This window comes from Amycolatopsis panacis (assembly GCF_003600245.1).
GTDB classification, from domain to species: Bacteria; Actinomycetota; Actinomycetes; order Mycobacteriales; family Pseudonocardiaceae; genus Amycolatopsis; species Amycolatopsis sulphurea.
This window is the reverse complement of the sequence record NZ_QZFV01000137.1, coordinates 1-21,200: the sequence shown is the minus strand read 5'-3', so window position 1 is coordinate 21,200 and position 21,200 is coordinate 1. Positions and strand designations below refer to the sequence as shown.

The 21,200-nt window shown below is 70.7% G+C and carries 20 protein-coding genes; 6 read left to right on the top strand and 14 right to left on the bottom strand.

Translation table 11 applies throughout. The annotated features are described in order from the left end of the window. Positions 1–142 precede the first annotated feature (142 nt). Together D5S19_RS28970 and D5S19_RS28965 are read right to left on the bottom strand one after the other, a co-directional pair. Positions 143–1,672 carry a class I adenylate-forming enzyme family protein gene (locus D5S19_RS28970; protein WP_120026549.1) on the bottom strand — a complete coding sequence of 510 codons (1,530 nt, stop codon included), beginning with the start codon at positions 1,670–1,672 and terminating at the stop codon, positions 143–145. After that, on the bottom strand, positions 1,669–3,063 hold the full coding sequence (locus tag D5S19_RS28965; RefSeq protein WP_120026548.1) for a CoA transferase: 1,395 nt from the start codon (positions 3,061–3,063) through the stop codon (positions 1,669–1,671). The genes D5S19_RS28970 and D5S19_RS28965 overlap by 4 nt, the downstream gene beginning before the upstream one ends. Before the next feature lie 324 nt (positions 3,064–3,387). Between D5S19_RS28965 and D5S19_RS33655 the strand changes: the two genes are divergently transcribed. Next, positions 3,388–3,510, top strand: a complete 123-nt coding sequence (locus tag D5S19_RS33655; protein ID WP_267901170.1) for a hypothetical protein — start codon at positions 3,388–3,390, stop codon at positions 3,508–3,510. Between the two features lie 25 nt (positions 3,511–3,535). Here D5S19_RS33655 and D5S19_RS32200 read toward each other — a convergent pair whose 3' ends face one another. Genes D5S19_RS32200 through D5S19_RS28950 form a run of 4 tightly spaced genes read right to left on the bottom strand, consistent with a single transcriptional unit; the run spans position 3,536 to position 5,967 of the window. Further along, complete coding sequence (locus tag D5S19_RS32200; protein ID WP_158605669.1) at positions 3,536–3,709, bottom strand: hypothetical protein; 174 nt, start codon at positions 3,707–3,709, stop codon at positions 3,536–3,538. Beyond that, a complete protein-coding gene (locus D5S19_RS28960; protein WP_120026547.1) occupies positions 3,699–5,024 on the bottom strand; it encodes a protoporphyrinogen/coproporphyrinogen oxidase in 1,326 nt (441 codons plus the stop codon). Before D5S19_RS28960 ends, D5S19_RS32200 begins: the two co-directional genes overlap by 11 nt. Continuing rightward, complete coding sequence (locus tag D5S19_RS28955) at positions 5,021–5,431, bottom strand: hypothetical protein (protein WP_120026546.1); 411 nt, start codon at positions 5,429–5,431, stop codon at positions 5,021–5,023. The genes D5S19_RS28960 and D5S19_RS28955 overlap by 4 nt, the downstream gene beginning before the upstream one ends. Further along, a complete protein-coding gene (locus D5S19_RS28950; RefSeq protein WP_199730761.1) occupies positions 5,428–5,967 on the bottom strand; it encodes a DegT/DnrJ/EryC1/StrS family aminotransferase in 540 nt (179 codons plus the stop codon). The genes D5S19_RS28955 and D5S19_RS28950 overlap by 4 nt, the downstream gene beginning before the upstream one ends. A gap of 372 nt (positions 5,968–6,339) precedes the next feature. Between D5S19_RS28950 and D5S19_RS28945 the strand changes: the two genes are divergently transcribed. After that, positions 6,340–7,380: a Gfo/Idh/MocA family protein gene (locus D5S19_RS28945; RefSeq protein WP_233574229.1), complete on the top strand. Its 1,041-nt coding sequence runs from the start codon at positions 6,340–6,342 to the stop codon at positions 7,378–7,380. 625 nt (positions 7,381–8,005) lie between these two features. After that, complete coding sequence (locus D5S19_RS28940) at positions 8,006–8,200, top strand: hypothetical protein (RefSeq protein WP_120026543.1); 195 nt, start codon at positions 8,006–8,008, stop codon at positions 8,198–8,200. Between the two features lie 256 nt (positions 8,201–8,456). Here D5S19_RS28940 and D5S19_RS28935 read toward each other — a convergent pair whose 3' ends face one another. Next, positions 8,457–8,993 carry an EF-hand domain-containing protein gene (locus D5S19_RS28935; RefSeq protein WP_120026542.1) on the bottom strand — a complete coding sequence of 179 codons (537 nt, stop codon included), beginning with the start codon at positions 8,991–8,993 and terminating at the stop codon, positions 8,457–8,459. Positions 8,994–10,099: 1,106 nt separating this feature from the next. Between D5S19_RS28935 and D5S19_RS28930 the strand changes: the two genes are divergently transcribed. Next, positions 10,100–11,101, top strand: coding sequence for a YdcF family protein (locus D5S19_RS28930; protein ID WP_120026541.1), 1,002 nt, complete (start codon positions 10,100–10,102; stop codon positions 11,099–11,101). Positions 11,102–11,458: 357 nt separating this feature from the next. On the opposite strand, the gene D5S19_RS28925 is transcribed toward D5S19_RS28930, so the two are convergent. Then, entirely contained in the window at positions 11,459–12,961 is a 1,503-nt protein-coding gene (locus D5S19_RS28925) for an alpha/beta fold hydrolase (RefSeq protein WP_158605668.1), read from the bottom strand. 313 nt (positions 12,962–13,274) lie between these two features. On the opposite strand from D5S19_RS28925, the gene D5S19_RS28920 reads away from it, so the two are divergent. Both D5S19_RS28920 and D5S19_RS28915 read left to right on the top strand, forming a co-directional pair. Continuing rightward, entirely contained in the window at positions 13,275–14,027 is a 753-nt protein-coding gene (locus D5S19_RS28920) for an SDR family oxidoreductase (protein ID WP_120026539.1), read from the top strand. Beyond that, positions 14,024–14,788, top strand: a complete 765-nt coding sequence (locus tag D5S19_RS28915; RefSeq protein WP_120026538.1) for an SDR family oxidoreductase — start codon at positions 14,024–14,026, stop codon at positions 14,786–14,788. The genes D5S19_RS28920 and D5S19_RS28915 overlap by 4 nt, the downstream gene beginning before the upstream one ends. Before the next feature lie 214 nt (positions 14,789–15,002). Here the strand turns inward: D5S19_RS28915 and D5S19_RS28910 are convergent, their stop codons facing one another. From D5S19_RS28910 to fabG, 6 genes are read right to left on the bottom strand one after another with little or no spacing between them, the layout of a single operon-like run. After that, positions 15,003–16,097, bottom strand: a complete 1,095-nt coding sequence (locus D5S19_RS28910; protein ID WP_120026537.1) for an acyl-CoA dehydrogenase family protein — start codon at positions 16,095–16,097, stop codon at positions 15,003–15,005. Next, a complete protein-coding gene (locus D5S19_RS28905; protein ID WP_120026536.1) occupies positions 16,094–17,266 on the bottom strand; it encodes an acyl-CoA dehydrogenase family protein in 1,173 nt (390 codons plus the stop codon). Before D5S19_RS28905 ends, D5S19_RS28910 begins: the two co-directional genes overlap by 4 nt. Beyond that, entirely contained in the window at positions 17,263–18,486 is a 1,224-nt protein-coding gene (locus D5S19_RS28900; protein ID WP_120026535.1) for an acyl-CoA dehydrogenase family protein, read from the bottom strand. The genes D5S19_RS28905 and D5S19_RS28900 overlap by 4 nt, the downstream gene beginning before the upstream one ends. Further along, the gene (locus tag D5S19_RS28895) at positions 18,486–19,511 is read right to left on the bottom strand and encodes a phosphotransferase family protein (protein WP_120026534.1); all 1,026 of its coding nucleotides are present in this window, start codon (positions 19,509–19,511) and stop codon (positions 18,486–18,488) included. Before D5S19_RS28895 ends, D5S19_RS28900 begins: the two co-directional genes overlap by 1 nt. A gap of 54 nt (positions 19,512–19,565) precedes the next feature. Then, positions 19,566–20,018, bottom strand: coding sequence for a MaoC family dehydratase (locus tag D5S19_RS28890; protein ID WP_120026533.1), 453 nt, complete (start codon positions 20,016–20,018; stop codon positions 19,566–19,568). Positions 20,019–20,022: 4 nt separating this feature from the next. Next, positions 20,023–20,784 (bottom strand): 3-oxoacyl-ACP reductase FabG, encoded by a 762-nt coding sequence (gene fabG, locus D5S19_RS28885; RefSeq protein WP_120026550.1) that lies wholly within the window; start codon positions 20,782–20,784, stop codon positions 20,023–20,025. Between the last annotated feature and the right edge of the window lie 416 nt (positions 20,785–21,200).

Sequence of the window (21,200 nt, the reverse complement as noted above, 5' to 3'; positions counted from 1 at the left end):
TCCGGGGCCCCGGCAAAGTTGGTCGGGGGCCCGGCAGCGGGCGATGCGGAGGTGTGTGTGCGACCACCTCGTGGCGTGCGCCGGACCGGTTTCGGGTCCGTGAAGGGTCCCTTCACAGCCTTACCGTCCGGAGGGGGCGGGGTCAGGAGTGGCGGTCGCGGGCTAGTCGGGAGAGGGTGTGCAGGCACACCTTGCCGGTGGCGCCGAGCGGGAGTTCCGGTAGCACCATCAGCCTTTCCGGCAGTTTCCACGGTTCCAGGCCCCGGCCGGTGAGGAATCCGGCGAGTTCGCCGAGTTGCGGTGAGGGGGAGCCGGGCTGGGCGACCACACAGGCGCACAGCCGCTCGCCCAGATCCGGATCGGGGACCGGGACGCAGGCCACCTCGGTGACCAGGTGGTGCGCGGCCAGTTCCCGTTCCACCTCGGCGGCGCTGATGGTGTGGCCGCCGCGGAGGATCACCCGCCGGGCGCGGCCTAGCAGGTGCAGCCGGCCGTCGCGGTCGAACCGGCCGATGTCGCCGGTGCGCACCCAGCCGCCGGGCAGCCGGTACCGGGCGTCGAGGGCTTCGTCGCCGACGTAACAGAGCGGGGTCATCGGGCCGCGAGCCTGGATCTCCCCGCCCCGGATGCGGATCGAAGTGACCGCGGGGTCGGGAAATCCGGCACCTCGTGCCGGTTCCCGGGTGTGGCAGTTGACCCCGTCCGACGAGCCGTACACGCTCACGACCGGCACCCCGAACCGCTGCCGGTACGCCTCCGCCGCCTGCGGAGGCAGTGCGTCGCCGCTGGACACCACGGCGTGCAGGCTCGACAGATCCGCGGAGACTTCCGCGGTGGCCATGCGGCGGAACATGGTGGGCACGCCGAACACGTGGGTCGCGCCGCGTTCCTCGATGGCGGTCATCGCGCGGACCGGGTCGAACCGGCCGGGCAGCAGCAACGTACCGCCGATCCGGCACAGCGTCGCCGGTACACCGAACGAACCGTACGAAGACGAGAGCGGCACCAGCACCAGGTCACGCGGTACGTCGACGTCGCCGTGCACCGCGAGCAGATAGTTCGCGCGTCCGCCGGCCATGGCGTTGTGGCTGTAGGCGACCATCTTGGGCGCGGTCTCGGAACCGGACGAGGCCAGGAAACGGGCCGGTGCTTCGGGTTCGGGCGTCGGCAGCGGGCTGTGATCGATGCCGATCCACGGCGTGGCGAAGACCCGCCGGACGTGCGGCAGCCGGTCGCGCAGCGCGTCGAGCTGTCCTTCATCGGACACGAGAACGGCACGGGCGCGGGCACGGTTCAGCAGCGCGAGCAGGTCGCGTTCGCCCTGCCCGGCCGGAATCGGCAGGCACACCGCACCGACCGCGGCGACGGCCAGCTCGGCGATCACCGCGTACCGCCCGTTTTCGAGCTGCATGCCGACCACGTCCTGGCATCCCAGACCCGCCGCTGCGAGCATGCCCGCGGCCTTGCGGACCTTCTGCCGGAGCTGCCGGTAGGTCAGGACGCCCGCGTCGTCGACCACCGCCTGGCGGTCCGGGTGCCGCGCGGCCTGCTCGGCGAACAGCGAGTACAGGTCCCGGTCCGGGCAGTACCCGTCGTCCACCCAGCGGCGCCGCAGCTGGCTGGGCACGAGGTCGCGCAGCACGAGCCCTTCCCGTGAAGTCCATACGTTCATGAGAAGTGCCAAGGGGAAGCGACCGTCACGCAGCGGTCCCGGATCAGGCACGGGGCGAACCGGGGATCGTGCACGAGGTCGTTCAGGTCGGTGCAGACCGGTACCTCGGGAGGGCCTTCGACCGGCCGGAGCACGGCGTTGAGATGGGCGGCCGCGGACAGCAGCGACGATTCGACCACCTGCCCGCGGCCGGTCGTTTCCCGGTGCGCCAGCGCCTCGACGATCCCGTGCGCGTGGACCAGTCCACCGAAGAGATCGACGACCGTCAGCAGCGTCGGGGCCGGGAATCCACTGTGCGCCTGGACGGCGAAATCGGCCCCGGGCGGCGGCTGTGCTCCGCATTCGGTGCCCCAGTACGAGGCGGACGAGTAGATCAACCCTGGTGCGGCGCGGGCGAAATCCCGGAAATCGAGCCCGCGATCCACGGCCCGGCCGGGTGCCCAGTCGTGCAGGAAAACGTCGGCTGTCCGGGCGAGGCCGAGCAGGTCCATGCGGCCCGCCGGGGTGTCCAGGTCGATCTCCACCCGCTGCTTGCCGTGATTGAGGGCGTGGAAACGCGCCGAGATCCCGTCACTGCGGGGCGGTTCCGCACGCGCCGGATCACCACCCGGCGACTCGATCCGGACGACCTCCGCACCGAGCAGCCGCACCAGGTGCCCGGCGAACGGCCCCTGCACCCGCCGGGTGGATTCCAGCACCCGGATCCCGGCCAGCGGCGCCGTTCCCGCCGTTGGGGCCGTGGCCCGCTGTCGCCCCACGCCGGGAATGATGGTGTAGGCGGGGATCCCGGTCAGCGGCCGGGTTTGCACCGTGACGAGGGACATCCCGGTCAGTGCGGCGATGGCGGCCAGCGCGGCGAAGGACCGTCTCGCGGTGGCCTGCCGCAGCTCGGCGGGCAGGGCGCAGGTTGCCGTCGCGAACCGGCGTGCGAACGGTGCCCAGCCGTCGTGGATCGCGGCCGGTGGCACGTTCAGCGCGGCCCAGAACCGAATCCAGACCTCGGCGTCGAGCGCCTCCAGCTCGAACGATGTTCCCTCGGCGGAGACGAACGGCGGACCCGCGCCGGGCTCCCCGGGGGTACCACCGGCCGAAGCGGCCGCCAGGTACTGCGAGACGGTCAGCAACGCGGCTTCGGCGACCGAAGTGGACACTGTGGACAGTTGAAGTCCCCGGAGCCGGGCGAAATGGACTGCCGAGACGCCGGTCTTGAGCAGCTGGCGGCCGACCGTGGCGCAGTAGTCGACGGGCAGCAGCGCCGGGGCACCGGACCGTCTGCCGTGCACCTGCATGATCCCGCAGGCGGCTTGGACGTCGGCTTCGGTGCGCAGCACCAGATCCAGCGGCCCGGTCCAGCCGAGGCCCGCGGATACCCGGCCGAGTACGGAAGTCATCAGGTCGTTGTCCTTGAATCGGGGAAAAGGCCGGTGAACAGGCACGGAAAACCGGGATCGCGTACCGGATCCCGGACCGCCGAAAGGTCCGCTTCGGACAGTCCGGCGGCGCGGAGACTCTCGCGCGGGGCACGGGTGAGGAAGACGAGCAGCCCGGTGGCGGGCGATCTGGTGTACCACGGTGCGCTTCGAGCTTGCCGATTTTCGCCGCGGTGGTGGTGCCGGAAGTGTGGTTGAGTACCAGCGGCTCGTTGTCGTGCTGGCGGGCGTGTTCCGGATGTCGTGCAGCGCCTGACCCGGGAGAGCCGAGGGAGGGGCCGGCCGGTGACCAGCAGCATCCGTTCGCGCAGCACCGCCGGCGGGTCCGGGGACAAGTGCCCGGACAGCAGCGCGGGCACCGCGCCGAGCCGGATCGCGGCGCACGCGAGCAGGTCGCAATCCCTGTGATTGCGGTGGACAATCGCGGCCCCGGTCACCGCGCCGGACTCCGGCCCGCCGCCTGACGCACCATCCGCGCCGAATCCCCGGCCGTGCGCACGAAACCGGCCGCGATATCGATCGGCCGGCCGAGGTGCACGGTGGCCGGGACGCCGCGTTCGGCGACCTCGTCGAGCAAGGTGCCCCCTCGTGCGGTTTCATCGGGCACCCGCCGATCCCGCGCCGAGCCGGGCGTGGACCCGTTCGGCCGCGCTCCGGCCCGCCTCGGCGGCTCCTTCGCTGTTCGGCTGCAGGCGGACCCAATCGCCCGCGTAGTCCACGGCCGCGCCGAGGCGGGCTTCGAAGGCCGCCCTGGTCCGGAGGGCTTCCGGGGTGGCCTCGGGGTGTCCGTGGCGGAACCGGTGCACCAGCGTCCCGACGGTGGCCCGCTGAAGGCCGGGCACGAACCGTTCGGCCGCCTGGCCCAGCACGTGCTCGATGGTCTCGTCCGGTGAGGTCAGCAGATCCGGCACCCGGCCGGGGGCGGCCAGCACGGAGATCAGCCCGTGGCCGGCGGGCACCCGGCCCGGATGCTTGACGTGGCCGGCCAGGATCGTCGAGACGGTGCTGTCCTCCGCCACCGGGACGAGCAGCGTGCCGGAGGGCCGTCCGAGCGGGGTGAGCGGCCGGTCGAGCAGGTAGCTGACCTTGAGCATCGGCGAAAAGGAACAGGCCGCGAGGAACGCGCGGGCCGCGGGATCCGGGTTGCGGTACAGCACACGGGCGATCGGGGCGGGTACGCACAGGATCGCGGCGCGGGCGTCGATGTCGCCGTAGGTGGTGCGTACCAGGACACCGCCGTCTTCCGCCCGCACTTCGTCGACCTCGCACGAGATGCGCACGTCCAGGCCTTCGGCCAGGGACCGGGCGAGCGTATCCATGCCGTCCCGGCAGGTCCGCCAGGCCGAGGACGGGCCGATGGCGGCCAGCAGCGCGAGCAACGGCGCGGCGGTGGACCGTTCCGGATGCCAGCCGAGGAAACCGGACGCGACCGGCTGCAGCAGATGGGCGCTGAGGCTGGGATGCAGGCGCGCGCCCAGCTCGGCCACGGTGCACTCGCCGAGCGGACTCCGTTCCGGCCGTCCGGTGTCGAAGCCGCGCCTGCTCTGGCGCAGCAGGCGGAACAGGTCCCGGCGCGCCCCGCGTTCGAGCCCGGCACCGGTGACGAGCGCGGACAGCCGGGTCACCCCGGACCGCGCCCGCCCGCCTCGCCAGAGGGAAACGCCCGCGCCGAGCCGGGGGAGCAGCTCGGGCCGGGCGAGTCCGCAGGCGCGCACCAGTTTCCAGGTCGTGTCGTAGCCGCAGGAGGAGATCTGCTCCGCGCCGGTGTCCACGAGGTAGCCGCCGGTCCGGACGGTGGCCATCCGCCCGCCGATCCGGCAGGCCGCCTCCAGCACCCGGACCCGGCGGCCCGCCCCGGCCAGGGTGCGCGCGGCGGTCAGCCCGGCGATCCCCGCCCCGACCACCACCACCTCCGGGTTCATCGGACTACCACCAGGTCCACGGCCGGCCGGTACAGGTGCGTCCCCGGCTTGCGGGCGCGCAGGATGCCGGGCGTCCCGAAACCGAGCCAGAGCCGGCGGCCCCGCAGGATGCCGGCTTCGAAGGCGGGCAACGCCGCGACGAACAGCAGGTTCTCTCGCGGCGAGGTCGGCGAGGCGGCCAGGGGAGCGCAGATGGCCTCGCCGCCGATCGCGATGAGCACCGGCAGCAGCGCGGAAGTGCCGCCGCCGCAGGCGATCGCGTCGGCCGCATCGCGCTGACCGCGCTCGAATTCCCCGGTACGGGCACCGGGCATGAACTTCCGCGCGGGCGTGGTGGCGACCTCCTGGATCTGCTTGAGCGGGACCTCGTTCGCGACCAGGCCGGGGGCGAAGAACGGAATCGTCATGCCGCGGCCTCACCGAACGCGCGGATCTCCCGGCAGACGTGCCTGAGCCGATCCTCGGTGAGGCCGGGGTGGCGGCAGGCCGCCTCGGCGTTCGGGATGTCCCGGGCATGGTGGCCTTGCCCGGCGAAACACGGCTGCAGGTGCGGCGGGCGCGGGTAGGAGACCTCTGTGTCGATGCCGCGGGCGGCGAGGTGCGTGGCCGGCTCGTTCCGCCGGTCGGCCTCGATGACGTAGACATACCGGACCCCGCGCACGGCCACCTCGCGCGGCCGGACCGAGGGCAGCTTGCGGATGCCGGGGACCCCGGCGAGCTTGGCGCGGCGGGCGATGGTCCCCTCCAGCCGCGGCAGCCGGGTCAGCAGCATGGCCGCCCGTAGATCGTCCGTCCTGCTGTTCAGGCCGGGCAGCGAGGTCGTGGTCGAGATGGCCGGGAGGTTCCCGCCGAACCGGCCGTGGTGCGACAGTGAACCTGCGGTCTTCGCCGGCTCCCGGTCGTCGGTGAGCACCGCGCCGGCGTCGCCCGGCGCGAGCACCACCGCATGCGCTCCTTTGCCTGCCTCCCGGACGTATTTCGCGCCGGTGTATTCGGCGAGCGCATTCTCCGGCCGGGCCGTGGCGGCGCCGTGGGAATATTCGCCGTTCCGGCGGACCTGATCGCTCTGCGCTTCCGGGGCCGGCCGGGATTCGGCGAAAGCGCGGGTCTGCGGGAAGAAGGGAATTGCGGGACCGGACAGGATGCGTCACCTCCTTTGCGGCAAGGGAAATCCAGGTTATGGTGGCAGGTGCGGACGGCGTCCACCGGTTTCCGCGAGTTCACTCTTCCTGGTCATGTCAACAGATCGGCGTTGACAACCAGGAAAGCAGCACGCATATTTCCCTGCGGCCATGGCTACCATTTTCGTATCATCGTGACGGAACCGCAGGAGACTTTTCAGGTGCAGACACTCGTCGTGGGACTGGGCCGGGCCGGTGCCGGATTGCACGTTCCGGTCCTGGCGAAGGCGCGGTCCCTGGCGCCGGACCTGTTCGGGGACGAGCCCGTGGTGGGGTGTGATCCCGGCCGCCCGGTACCGGCTAACCCCCGGCTCACCGTCGCGCGGGATCTGGACCACGCCCGGCGCCTCGTCGAGCCGAAGGACACCGTGGTGCACGTGTGCACCCCGCCGGATGTGCGCGCGGCCGTGGTGGCCGAGCTGGCCACGCACGGGTTCCGCCGGTTCGTGGTGGAGAAGCCGCTCGCCCCGGACACCGACGAGCTGGCCCGGATGCAGCGGCTGATCCGCAAGCACCGGCTGCGGCTGGAGGTCGTCGAACCCTGGCTGGCCAGCACGCTCACCCACCGGCTCACGGAAGTGGTGCGGGACAACGAGTTCGGCGAGCTGCGGGCGATCACGATCGAACAGGACAAGCCCCGGTTCCGGCGGTCGCTGTCCGGGTCGGCGGGCCAGAGCGCCTTCGACGTGGAGCTGCCGCACGGGGTCGGGCTGGCGCTGCGGCTGGCCGGCAACGCCCGGGTCACCCATGCCACCGGCTACGATCTGGTGCTCGACGATCTGGTGGTCCCGCGGATGGGCGGGGCCGAGGTGGGGCTGCGGCACACCAGCGGGGTACGCAGCCGGATCACCTCCGATCTGACCTCGCCGATCCGGCAGCGCCGGGTCACCTGCGAGTTCACCCGCGGCACCGCGGTCGGGCACTACGCGGTCAGCGACGACGACGATCACGCCCAGCTCACCCTGACCCGCAACGGCCGCACGGAACACGCGGTGCTGCGCGACGATTGCCTGCTCTCCTGGATGATCGGCGCCTATCGGGGCTTCCGGCGCGGAGTCGCGTCGCCGGCGCGCGGGATGCTCGGGTCCTCGGAAGTGGTGCGGATCCTGTCGGTGGCGAAGAACGTCTGCGCGGAACCGATCACCGGGGGCCGAGTCCCGCGTTATGCCGGCTGACGCGCCGGTGTTCCGCGGGATCACCGACGAGCGGGCGACGGGCTGCCCGCGCAGCTCGCGGCGCCCCGGCGGCGGGGCCGGCGGGCGGGAGGACTGCGCACGGTGGACCGGATCCCGCTCGCCGAGCTGAGCGACGACGCGTTCGGCCGGGGTGGCCGGCGCGCCGGCCACCGAGGGGCTGACGGTCGTGCCGGTCGCTTCGCGGATCGGCGGCCGGAGCCGGCCGATCACCGGCGCGTCCGACCGGGACCGCGCCGAATGGGCGATCCTCGCGCGGCGATGTGCCCGGCTGGGCACACGTTACGTCCGAATCATGTCATATGTGAACGACGGCCGGCCGAGCCCGAATGGCGGCGCGAGGTGCACGCCCGGATCACACTTCCGGCGGAAGACGCCGAGCGGGCGGGGCTCGTGCTGCTGCACGAGAAACTGCACCGGATGTTCGGGAGCGGACACTCGAACTCCTGGCCGCGGTCGGCCCCTCTGTGCACCTGCTCTCGATACCGAAAATGGGATCCCGCACGGGCTATTCCGCCCGCAGATTACTGGCGGAAATCGTTTTCCAGGTCGCACCCGTATATATCAAGGACTGCGCCGGAACAGCGGCACGAATTCCGGCTGCCCGGTGAAGGCGCCGCCGACCTGGCGGTTTGTGCGGCTGCTGGTCGAGAATGGGTACTCCGGGGCCTGGTCGGTGGAGTCGCACCTGTCGCTCCGCCCGCACGACGGCGGCCTGCTGGGCGCGGACGCCGCGGAGACCTTCGTGCGAGCTGGGCAGGCGATGCAGGATCTCGGGCCGGCTGTGCGGAGCGCTCGGTGAAACGGCCGATCGCGAGCTGGAGGAGTTCACCAGCGCGTCGACCGGGTCGGCTTCCTCGGCTTGATCGGCACCGTACTCGGCTTCGACGGTTGCACTTTCCCATCACGCACCGTGCTGAGCCGCACCGACCGGCCGCGCACCGGCGAGGAACCCGGCCACCGGATCGTGCTGGGCCAAGCCCGATCGAGCAGGGGCGAGCCTCCTTGGGGGGAGGCGGGAGGAGGGGGCCTGCCGCCGGACCCCTCCTCCCGCTCGGTCAGGCGCCCAGGAGCGGTACTTCCAGGGTGCCGAAGTGGTAGTCACGCACGGCTTGGACCAGTTCGTCCACGGTCAGCTGACCGTCGCCGTCCGCGTCGATGGTGGCGAATGCGTCCCGCGACGCGGCCTCGTCTACCCCGATGGCGCGCATCCAGGTGCGGAACTCGGCCGGGCCGATCATCCCGTCGCCGTCGGTGTCGCACAGCCCGACGATGGCCGAGATGGTGGGCCGCAGCACCCGGTTGAAACCCGCGTTCCCTTCCTGGAACAGCTGCTGCTCCACCACTTTCTGGAACTGATCGGGGTTCATCGAGCCGTTCGCGCCGAGCCCGGCCTTCTCCGCGAGGAAGTCGAACATCGCCACGTACGCGTCGCGCACCGCGCGGGCCGAAGGCTCGGTCGGGGACGCGTTGAACCCCGCGATGATCCGGTCCGCCTCGGCCGCGTAGTCACTGCGCTCGATCACGCCGTCGCCGTCGACATCCCACTTCTCGAAACGCTTGCGCAGCCGGTCGTTCCGGATTGCTGTGGTCATTGCTGTGATCATCCTTCCGGGTAGAGCTGGACGTGGACGGCGTCCTCCCGCTCGATCCCCGCCCGGGTGAGCCGGCGGACCAGCCGGGCCGGTGGACTCCAGGACCGCCAGCATGCCCGGCGTGCCGCCGCTGGTCCGCTCGACGACCTGTGGGCAGATGCTGTAACCGGCACAGGCCCGTGTCGCAGGCGGCCGCGACGAGTGGCAGGCATACGGAGCCCATGCCGACGACGACCAGATCGAGGGCGGGGGCTTCGAGACCGGGGGATACGGGTGCCGGTGTGGTGCCACTGATCATCGGACGGAGTAGCTGCCGCTACCCGGGCCACATGCGAGCCGGCTGCCGGGTGGTGGCAGGCCGCGAGCGGGCCCAGCTCGGTTCCGACCACGGTGACCTCGCCGGTGGCAGCGGAAGCGGGCGAGACGACGCCGGAGCAGAGCGCGGTCCCCCGCGATGACCGGCGGTGTCGTCCCGGCGATTTTTCTCCGCATTCGTCCTCCACGTCGTAGTGAAGATCATCGAGGGGAGGCTAACAGCTTTCCGGCGTCCGTCCGGCGGTTCTGCCGAGTACCACTCGCGCAGGTCGGGTCCGGGTTGTCAGGGTCATCCGAATGGCCGCGTCGAGTGCCCGGTGTGGGGTATTCGCGGGTTTTCCATCGGGTGTGATTGGCGTTTCCGGGTGAGCGGGCCGGGTGGGATCGTCACGATGCGCAGCCGAATTCCGCTGTCGCGCAAGGGTATTCACGTTTTCGGGAAACCGGGATCGCGAAAGTGGTGGCCTGCCGGGAATTCACTGGAGGATGCGGGATCGGTGGCGGAAAGATCGTATTCTTCCCTATTCGAACGCTGCTTTTACGCGGGGTGGACGTGGGTTTTTCGGTGATTATTCGCGTTGGCGAGCTGCTGTTCGCGGGAAAAGTAATGGTGTATTTCCGTGGTTTACCGTCCGGAACGAGTTCGCCAGGCGCGGGAGAATCGGATGCGGACAGTGCGGAAGCCGCGTGCTTTCGCTCGCCCGCCCGGCTGCCCCGCGCGGGTGGCATTCACCCATTCGTGTTGGGTCCCCGGGGGTGGGGACCTCGCGGCCGCTCCTTATACTCCGTCGGTGGACTTTGTGCTGGTATCAGTGCCTTTCTTCCTGGCTTTCGTGATTCTCTTCCGGCTCGAACGGCGGCGGCTGATCAACGGCGTGCCGCTCGTGCTCGGCCTGCTCCTGCTCGGCATGGGCGTGACGAGCATGCTGCAGGACATCCCCGGGATGCACGAGGTGATCAACGGCACGACCGCCGGGATCGCCGTCCTGCTGGTGGTCTTCCTTGTGCTGCCGCTGTTCCTGGTGTGCAACGGTTTCCTGATGCTGCGCCGCGAAGGCCGGAGGCTGGGGAACCTGTTGTCGCTGCTGGCCGGGCTCGCCCTCTTCGCCTTCGCCCCGCTGCTGATCTCGGTGGGCAAAGGGGCCAATCCGGTCTGGCTGGAGACGACGATCACCGCGGTCGGGGTGCCGATCGGCTACCTGTCCGGCCTGTTCACCGTGTACGTCCTCTACTCGCTCGTCTACGGCCTGGTCCCGCATCGGACCGGGGTGGATTTCATCGTCGTGCACGGCTCCCGGCTGATCCGCGCCAAGGTGCCGCCACTGCTGGCGAGCCGGCTCGACCGCGCAAGGAGGGTGTACGACTCGGAGAACGCGCGCGGCGGCCGGCCGATCCTCATCACCTCGGGTGGCCAGGGTCCTGACGAGGAGCTGGCCGAGGCCAGGGCGATGGCGGACTATCTGCTCGAGGCCGGCGTGCCGCAGGACCGCGTCCTGCTGGAGGACCGCTCCACCACGACCGAGCAGAACCTGCGGTACAGCAAGGAGATCATGGCCGGGCTGAAGCCGGACTACCGCTCGGTACTGGTCACGAACAACTTCCACGCGTTCCGTACCGCGCTGATCTCGCGTCGTGCGCGGGTCAACGGCCAGGTACTCGGCTCACACACCGCCTGGTACTACCTGCCGAGCGCGACCATCCGCGAGTTCGTCGGCATCCTGCGCGACTATGCGATTCTCAACGGAGTCATCATCGTGGCGCTGGTCGCGACATATCTGATCTGGCTCCGCTGACCCGGTGAGGCGTCGCTGACCTGGTGAGGCGTCGCGCCCGGGCCCGGGGCGAGGGTCTCCGCGGAATCCGCGGCCCAACCCACCGGTGCCGGTCGCCGCGTGGAGGGCGGGTCTCGGGCGGCGCCGAAATCGTTGTGCAGCGCGGTTTTTACTCTCCCGCTGCTACCGGGAACTCTCCCGGCCATGCGGGCCACCCGACGCGGCCTCGCCTACCGGGACTACGGGCAGCGGCAGCCCTGGTACGTACCAAGGCTGCCGCTGCCGACCGGGTTGCCCGGGCGGGCTGCGGAGGATCGGCCGGGCGTGAGCCGTGGCCGTGCTCTCGTGGCCGCTCCGGTATGCGGGGGGTTTTCGCGGTCAGCCGGGCCGTCCGGGCAGGCTCTTGGAGGGTTCGCCGGGGCACGAGCCGCCGCTGGTCCGGCCGGTGCTGAGGAAGTCCACCCCTTTGCTCGCGCAGTCGACGAGGTCCAGCGAGCCGTGCGCACCGTTGTCGACGGTGAGTACTTCGCCGCCGATCCGGCGCTTCATCTGCTCGGCCCATACCAGGGGCGTGATCGTCTCGTAGCGGTGGCCGACGAGCTGCAGCGGGCTCGTCCCCCGCTGGAGGTCCCAGCCGGGGCCGTGGGTCAGTGGCCAGCCGGAGCACCAGTTGCTGTAGCCCGCGCCGTTGGCGAACATGGGGTATTTCTCCGCACGGTACCGCTTGAGCCGCCACGCGGCGTCGGCATCGGGTGCGGCACCCTGGTCGTTGCAGAGCACCGAGCGCTGCATGAACAGGCCGCCGCTGCTGTCCGGCTGGAGTCCCCAGCTCTCGTGTTCGGGTTCCTCTCCGGTCAGCGGGGGTACACCGCCGTCGCGGAGCGCGGCCACGCTGCGTGCCACCTCGTCCCAGTGGGGGCGCTGGTAGGACAGGATCACCGAAAGCGAGCCGTCGGAGTACTCGCGCGTTTTGCCGTCCGGTCCTTTGACGGTGACCGGATGCTCGCCGAGACGCCGCCACAGCGACAGCGCCGCGTCGCGAACCTCGCGACTTGTCCGGCCGAGGTGATAGGTGCCGTCACGGTCGGCGGCCCACGCCGCGAAGTCCTCGTAGCCGGCCTGCTTGGCCGCGGAGGTGCCGCGTTCCATGGTCTCTACCGAGAACTCGGGCGGCATCACCGAGTCGAGGAGCATGCGGTCGACGTTGCGGTCGTAGTGACTGCGATAGACGGCACCCAGCGCGGTTCCCCAGGAAATGCCGAAGAAGCTGATCTTCTTCTCGCCCAGCGCCACCCGGATGTCGTCCATGTCGTCGGCCACGGCGCGGGTGTTGAGCCGGGAGATCAGTTCGCGGTCGTAGCCGGTGCAGCGGGCGTTGGCGTGTGCTTCGGTCTGGTATTCGGCCCGAAAGCGTTGCTCGGCACTGGCTCCCGGGGCGGGTACGACGCCGTCGCTCGCGTCCTTCGGGCATTCGAATCCCCCGCTCAGCCCGACGCCTCGCGGGTCGAAGCCGATCAGATCGTGATCGCGGCCCACGTTCTTCAAGGTGGTCTGGGTCAACGACCACGGCATCCCGATGCCCTGGTTGCCCGGCCCGCCGGGATTCATCAGCAGCACCCCGCGCCGCCGCTGCGGTTCGGTCGCCCGAATGCGGCTGATCGCGATGCCGATGGTGCGGCCGGCCGGGGCGGCATGGTCGAGCGGGACGGTGACAGTCGTGCATTCGGAGCGGTCGTCCTCCTTTTCCCACTCCTGGTGCACGGATCGGCACGGCGCCCAGCTCAGTCCGCTGTCCGGCGCGGCGGGCGCGGAGGCGGGTGCGGTCAGCGCGGGTGCGGCCAGCATGGCCGCGGTCAGATACAGGGGAAAAGAACTCGGCATCGCTTCTTCCGGTTGTGCTGTGGGACAGCGCCTCGAAGGGCTCTGTTTCGATATGCGGGAAAGCCTACTCAGCATTCGCGGCCGGGCTCCGCCGGCCGGTCCGGCTCGGCGGGGTCTTTTTCGCGGGGCGACAGTGGTCTGGCGTGCTCGGCTCGGTCGAGGCTGTGCCCACGCAAAGTCACCTCGGTGGTTGCTTTCCGTGTTTTCCGGATGCGGGTGGCAGACAGGGCTTGAGTGCGGGCGAATCGTCGATAGTCTGGGGTAAGCAACCGCTTAGCCGCCTTGGGTGCGGCAGGATCAGGAGGCTTTTTTCGTGAACTCGTTCAAGGACCGCGTGGCCCTGGTGACCGGGGCCAGCCGGGGGATCGGGCTGGGTATCGCCAGGGAGTTGGTGGCGCGAGGAGCGCGGGTGTGCGTCACCGCGCGCAAACCGGAGCCGCTGGCCGAGGCGGTGGCCGCGCTGGGTGGGGACGAGCACGCCCTCGGAGTGCCCGGCAAGGCCGACGACGAGGCGCACCGCGCGGACGCGATCGCGCAGGCGATCGCCCGTTTCGGGCGGCTCGACATGCTGGTCAACAACACCGGGATCAACCCGGTCCACGGGTCCGTGCTGGACGTCGAGGAGTCGGCCGCGGCGAAGATCATGGCGGTCAACGTGCTCGCGCCGCTGGCGTGGATCCGGCTGGCCAGGGACGCCTGGATGGGCGAGCACGGCGGGTCGGTGGTCAACGTCGCCTCGGTCGCCGGGCTGCGGGTCTCGCCGGGGATCGGCATCTACGGGGTCAGCAAGGCCGCGCTGATCCGGCTGACCCAGGAGGTCGCCTATGAGCTCGGCCCGCGGATCCGGGTGAACGCGGTGGCTCCGGCGGTGGTCAAGACCAAGTTCGCGACCGCGCTGTACGAGGGACGGGAAGAGGAGGTCGCCAAGGCTTATCCGCTGAAGCGGCTGGGGGTGCCCGAGGACATCGCGGGGGCGGTCGCGTTCCTGCTGTCCGAGGAGGCCGGCTGGGTCACCGGGCAGACCGTGGTCCTCGACGGCGGCCTGACCCTGGGCGGTGGCCTGTGAGCGTGGGTGTCGTGGTCACCGGCGGCGGCGGCGGGATCGGCGCCGCGATCGCCCGCCGGTTCGCCGCGGACGGGGCGCGGGTACTCGTCGCGGACCTGGACGGGGACCGGGCCGCGGAGGTGGCCGCGGAGATCGGCGGGACCGCGTTCGGCGGGGACGTGGCCGGCGAAGCCGGGGTGGCGAGCCTGGTCACCGCGGCCCGCGACGCCCTAGGCGAGATCGACGTCTTCTGCGCCAACGCCGGGGTCGCGCCGTTCGGCGAGCACCACACGACCGAGGACGACTGGGCGGCCGCCTGGAACGTGAACGTGATGGCGCACGTCCGCGCCGCCCGTGCGCTGCTGCCCGCGTGGCTGGAACGCGGTGAGGGACATTTCATCGTCACCGCCTCCGCCGCCGGGCTGCTGACGAGCCTCGGCTCGGCGCCCTACTCGGTGACCAAGCACGGCGCGGTGGCGTTCGCCGAATGGCTCTCCGCGACCTACCGGCACCGCGGCATCACCGTGCAGGCGATCTGCCCGCAGGGCGTGCGCACCGCGATGCTGGAGAGCACCGGGGAACGCGGACAGCTGCTGATGGGCGCGGCGGCGATCGAACCGGACCAGGTCGCGGACGCCCTGTTCACGGCGATCGAGGAGGGCCGCTTCCTGGTCCTGCCGCACCCCGAGGTCGCGGGCTACTACGCCGGACGGGCCACCGAGCCGGATCGCTGGCTCGGCGCCATGAACAAGCTCCAGCGAAAGCTGGACCACCTTCCCTAAACATAACCCGCCCCCGACGCTCCGTCGGTGTAGAGGTCTGTGAAGGGACCCTTCACAGACTCAGAGTCCGTGAAGGGTCCCTTCACAGACCCGAAACCGGTCCGGCGCACGCCACGAGGTGGTCGCACACACCTCCGCATCGCCCACTGCCGGGTCCCCGACCAACTTTGCCGACACCCTGGCCCCCGAGTCCGTGAAGGTTCCCTTCACAGCCTCAGCCGGGCAGGTCGACCAGGTCGGCCAGGCGGGCTCGGTGCCGGCCGGGGGTGCCGAAGGCCAGCTCGTCGCTCTTCGCGCGCTTCAGGTACAGGTGCAGGGGGTGTTCCCAGGTCATCCCGATCCCGCCGTGCAGCTGGACGGCCTCTTCGGTGGCGTGCACGGCGACCGGTGCCGCACGGGCCTGGGCGACGGCGACCGCGACCGGGACGTCGTAGCCGCCGGCGAGGGCGTCGGCGGCGTAGCGGGCGGTCGCGCGGGCGTTGACCAGCTCGGTGTACAGGTCGGCCAAGCGGTGTTTGAGCGACTGGAAACCGCCGACCGGGCGGCCGAACTGGTAGCGGCCCTTCAAGTACGTCACAGTCTCGGTCAGTGCCCATTCCGCCAAGCCGGTCTGTTCCGAGGCGAGCAGGCCGGTCGCGGTCGAAAGTGCACTGTCCAAAGCGGACTCGGCGGCGGGGCCGAGGACGATCGGCCGGGCGGTGGCGCCGGAGAAGGTCACGTCCGCGATGCGGCGGGTGAGGTCGAGGGGGACGACTTCGGTGACTGTCGCTTCGGAACTGTCCACGGCGTACAAGCCTGGACCATCCGAAGTGGACACTGCGGGCACCACGAACGTCGCAGCCGCCGTAGCGTCGGCCACGGTGCGGACCTCGCCGGTCAGGGTGCCGTCGGCACGGACCGTGGCAGGAAAAGGTGCACCGGGAGCGGTGGTGAGCGGGACAGCGAGGGCGGCGGTCAGCTCGCCGGAGGCCAGCGGGGACAGGAGTTCGTCGCCGGTGGGCAGCAGTGCCGCGGTCGCGAGGACCGCGCTGCCCAGGAACGGCACCGGTGCCACGCTGCGGCCCAGTTCTTCGAGCACGACGGCGGTCTCGCGGGCCGAGGCACCGTGCCCGCCCAGTGACTCGGGCACCATCAGCCCGGCGGCACCCAGGTCGGCGGCGAGTGTCCGCCACAGGCCGAGGTCGTACGGTTCGGCCGATTCCGCCCGTGCGAGCACGGCCGCGGCATCGGCCCGGTCGGTCAGCAGCGCACGCACGGACGCGCGCAGATCCTCTTCGACGTCGGAGTAAAGCAGGTCCGGCGAGTTCATCGCGGCAGGTCCTTCCAGGCGACGTCCTTGTCCACCCGCGGCTCGGACGGCAGCCCCAGCACGCGTTCGGAGATGATGTTCCGCAGCACCTCGGACGTGCCGCCCTCGATCGAGTTTCCCTTGGCGCGCAAGTATCGGTACCCGGCTTCACGGCCGGTGAAGTCGACCGACTCGGGGCGGCGCAGCGTCCAGTCGTCGTAGCGCAGGCCCTCTTCGCCGAGCAGCTCGATCTCCAGCCCGCTCAGCTTCTGGTTCAGCTCCGCGAAGGCGACCTTCATCGCCGAGCCCTCCGGTCCGGGCGCGCCGGCGGTGAGCTGCTGGCGCAACCGGTCACCGGCCAGCCGTAGCGATTCGGCCTCTACCCACAGCTGTACGAGCCGGTCGCGCAGCTCCGGGGTGCGCAGCTCGGGGCGTTCCCGCCAGGTCTTGGTGAGTACGCCGAGCATGCCGCCCTCGCGGGGCTGGGCGACCGCGCCGATCGAGACCCGCTCGTTCATCAGCGTGGTCTGCGCGACTTTCCAGCCCTCGCCGACGGCGCCGAGCCGGTGCGCGTCGGGGATCCGCACCTCGGTCAGGAAGACCTCGTTGAACTCGGCCTCGCCGGTGATCTGCCGCAACGGGCGGACCTCGACCCCCGGCGCGGTCATGTCGCACAGGAAGTACGTCATGCCTTGGTGTTTGGGCACGTCCGGATCGGTGCGGGTGACGAGGATGGCCCACTGCGCGTGGTGCGCGCCGGAGGTCCACACCTTCTGCCCGGTGACGACCCAGTCGTCGCCGTCGCGGACGGCGCGAGTGGCCAGCGCGGCCAGGTCCGAGCCCGCGCCGGGCTCGCTGAACAGCTGGCACCACACCTCCTCGCCGGTCCACAGTGGACGGAGGTGGCGTTTGCGCTGTTCCTCGGTGCCGAAGGCGAGGATCGTCGGCCCGGCCATGCCGAGGCCGATCACGTTCCGGCCCGGCTCGTTGTCCGGCGCGCCCGCCTCGGCGAACGCGGCGTCGACCCCGGCCTGCGCGGCCCGGGGCGCGGCCTGCCCGCCGAGGCCCGGCGGGAAGTACACCCAGGCGAGCCCGGCGTCGAACCGGGCGCGCAGGAAGTCCAGTCGTGGCAAGGTCTTCGGGTCGTGCGCGGCGAGGAACTCCGCGACCTGGTCCGGCAAAGCGGTCACCGGCCTGCCTCCGCGCGGTACTTCTTCAGCTCCCGGTGCGCCAGCGACCGCTTGTGCACCTCGTCCGGCCCGTCGGCCAGCCGCAGCATGCGCGCGGCCGTCCACAGCTCGGCGAGCGGGAAGTCCTGGCTGACGCCGCCCGCGCCGTGTGCCTGGATCGCCTTGTCCAGGATCCACTCCACGTCGCGCGGGGTGGCGATCTTGATCGCCTGGATCTCGGTGTGCGCGCCCCGGTTGCCCACGGTGTCCATCAGCCACGCGGTCTTGAGCACGAGCAGCCGCAGCTGCTCGATCCGCACGCGTGATTCGGCGATCCAGTCCTGCACCACCCCGGCCTCGGCGATCGGCTTGCCGAACGTTTCGCGGGTGAGCGTGCGCCGGCACAGGGCCGCCACGGCGCGTTCGGCCATCCCGATCGCGCGCATGCAGTGGTGGATACGGCCGGGGCCGAGCCGCGCCTGCGCGATGGCGAACCCGGAACCCTCCTCGGCGAGCAGGTTGTCCACCGGCACCCGCACGTCCTCGAACCGGACCTCGGCGTGGCCGCCGTGGTCGCCGTCGGTGTAGCCGAACACGTGCATGCCGCGCTCGACGGTGAGCCCCGGCGTGTCCCGCGGGACGAGGATCATGCTCTGCTGCCGGTGCGGCTCGGCTTCGGGATCGTTCTTGCCCATCACGATGAAGATCGCGCAGTTCGGGCTCATCGCGCCGGAGATGTACCACTTGCGGCCGTTGATCACGTACTCGTCGCCTTCGCGGCGGATGCTGGTGGCGATGTTGCGCGCGTCGGAGGAGGCGACCTCCGGCTCGGTCATCGCGAACGCGGAGCGGATCTCCCCGTCCAGCAACGGTCGCAGCCACTGCTTGCGCTGCGCCTCGGTGCCGAACATGGCGAGGACTTCCATGTTCCCGGTGTCCGGTGCGGCGCAGTTCAGCGCGGCCGGCGCGAGGTGCGGGCTGTGGCCGGTGATCTCGGCCAGCGGCGCGTACTGGAGGTTGGTCAGCCCGGCACCGTGCTCGCCGGGCAGGAAGAAGTTCCACAGCCCGCGTTTGCGCGCCTCGGCCTTGAGTTCCTCGACGATCGGCGGCGCTGTCCACGGGTCGCTGCGCTCGGCAAGCTGCTGTCGGAAGACGGATTCGGCGGGGTAGATGTGCGCGTCCATGAACTCGAGCAGCTGTTCGCGCAACTGCTCGGTCCGGGCGTCGAACGCGAAGTCCATTACTTCTCCTCTTTGAGCGTCTCGTTGCCGTACGCGATCAGGCGGGCGACCCCGTCGCCGATGCCCTCGAAACCCGCGCCGACGGTCTGGCCCGTGATGTGGCGGTAGTAGATGCCTTCCAGGATCACGGCGAGCTTGAAGAACGCGAAGCTGACGTACCAGTTGAGCGCCGACACATCCCGCCCCGACCGTTGTGCGTAACGGGAAATGACCTCGTCGGTGCTCGGGTAGCCCGGTGCCGAGCTGGCGTTGGACACCATCTGCAAGGAAACCGTGTCGCGCTCGGCGTACGCGATCAGCAGCGCCACATCGGTGAGCGGGTCGCCGAGGGTGGACATTTCCCAGTCGAGCACCGCGGTGACCTGGTCGCCGGAGTCCACCAGCACGTTGTCCAGCCGGTAGTCACCGTGCACAATGGACGGACGGCCGGACGGCGGCCGTTTCGCGGCCAGCCGGTCGTGCAGCTGGTCGGCCCCCGGCAGCTCCCGGCTTCGGGAACCGTCGAGCTGCTTCTTCCACCGCCGCAGCTGCCGCTCCAGAAACCCTTCCGGACGGCCGAAATCGCCGAGCCCGGCGGCTTCGGGATCCACCGCGTGCAGCTCGACCAGGGTGTCCACGAGCGCCTCCGCGATCGCCCTCGTGCGCTTCTCGCCGACCTTCGCCAGCTCGTCGGCCGAGCGATACGGCGTGCCCTCGACGAACTCCATCACGTAGAACTGCGCGCCGAGTACGTCCGGGTCGGTGCACAGCAGGACCGTCTCGGGCACCGGGACCGGCGTGCCGGAGAGCCCGGTCATGACACGGAACTCGCGACTCATGTCGTGCGCGGTGGGCAGGACGTGCCCGAGCGGCGGGCGGCGCACCACCCACCGGCCAACGCCGTCGCCGACGATGTAGGTGAGGTTGGACCGGCCGCCCTGGATCACCTCCGCGGTCAGCTCGCCGGCGACCAGTCCGGGCCGCTCGCGGTCGAGATGGGCACGCAGCCGGGACAGATCGAGTCCGGGTGGGTCGGTGCGGGTCATCGGGGCCTCCTGAAATGCGGTACCGACTGGTCGATGGGGGCGAGCGCGAGGGGATCAGGCGATCAGCCGGGCGACCGTCTCGGCCACACAGGCGGGCTTGTCCTCGCCCTCGATCGCGACCGTCCAGCGCACCACGGCCTGTTTCCCGCCGGGCACATCGGTGATCTCGATCAGGTCGGCTCCGCCGCGGACCCGGGAGCCGACCTTCACCGGCTGGGGGAAACGCACCTTGTTGAGCCCGTAGTTGACGACCAGCCGCAGCCCCTCGACCCGGTACACCTGCGGGCCGAACATCGAGAGCAGGGACAGCGTGAGGAAACCGTGCGCGATCGTGGTGCCGAACGGTCCCTGCGCGGCCTTGTCCTGGTCGAGGTGGATCCACTGGTGGTCGCCGGTGGCGTCGGCGAACTGCCGCACCTGCTCCTGGGTCACGGTGTGCCAGTCGCTCTCGCCCAGGTGCTCGCCGGTCGCGGCGCTGAATTCGGAGAGATCGGAGAACGTGCGCATCGGGTCAGTCCTTCGGTCCGCCGGCCACGTAGATCACCTGGCCGGACACGAAGCCCGCGCCGTCGCTGACCAGGAACGAGGCCACGTTCGCGATGTCGTCCGGGGTGCCCACCCGCCCGACCGGGATCTGCCCGGCGGCGGCCGTCTTGAACTCGTCGAAGGACATGCCGACCCGTTGCGCGGTGGCGGCGGTCATGTCGGTGGCGATGAACCCGGGCGCGATCGCGTTCGCGGTGACCCCGAACTTGCCCAGCTCGATCGCGAGGGTCTTGGTGAAACCCTGCATGCCGGCCTTGGCCGCGGCATAGTTGGCCTGCCCGCGGTTGCCCAGCGCGGAGGTGCTGGACAGGTTGACGATCCGGCCCCACTTCTGCTCGGTCTGGTATTTCTGCACCGCGCGGGTCATCAGGAACGAGCCGCGCAGGTGCACCGACAGCACCGAGTCCCAGTCCTGCTCGGTCATCTTGAACAGCAGGTTGTCCCGCGTGATGCCGGCGTTGTTGATCAGCACGGTGGGCGCGCCGAGTTCTTCGGCCACCCGGGTCACCGCGGCCTCCACCTGCTCGGCGTCGCTCACGTCGAGCGCGACGCCCACCGCGCGCCCGCCGTCGGCGACGATCGCCTCGGCGCCCTTGCGTACGCCCGCCTCGTCCAGGTCCAGCAGGCCGACGGCGAACCCGTCGGCGGCGAGCCGGCGCGCGACCGCGGCACCGATACCGCGACCGGCGCCGGTCACGATGGCTACGCGGGAGGGGGAATCGGTCACGGTGCTCTCCTCGTCTTCGAGAATCATCGTCATCTTCGGGACTTGTCGTCGAGAACCAGCGTGCCGGTGCGCGGGACCGGCCGAAAGCGCTCGATGAGGGCTTTCGGCGGACCGGTATCGCCGCCAGCGAGCTAAGCGTACGCTTATTACGGGTGGCACGCGAGTGCGGTTCGCCGACTCGGCCGCGACAACCGGGCGCCGGCGTGGCTCCGGTCGCCGCGGATCTCACCCGTCCCGGCCTGCCGGCTTCGGTCGACGAGGCTGTGAAGGGTCCCTTCACGGCCTCTGCGTCCAGGGTGTCGGCAAAGTCGGTGTGGAGGTCCGTGAAGGGGTCCTTCACGGACTCTGAGTCTGTGAAGGGTCCCTTCACGGACCCGAAACCGGTCCGGCGCACGCCACGAGGTGGTCGCACACAC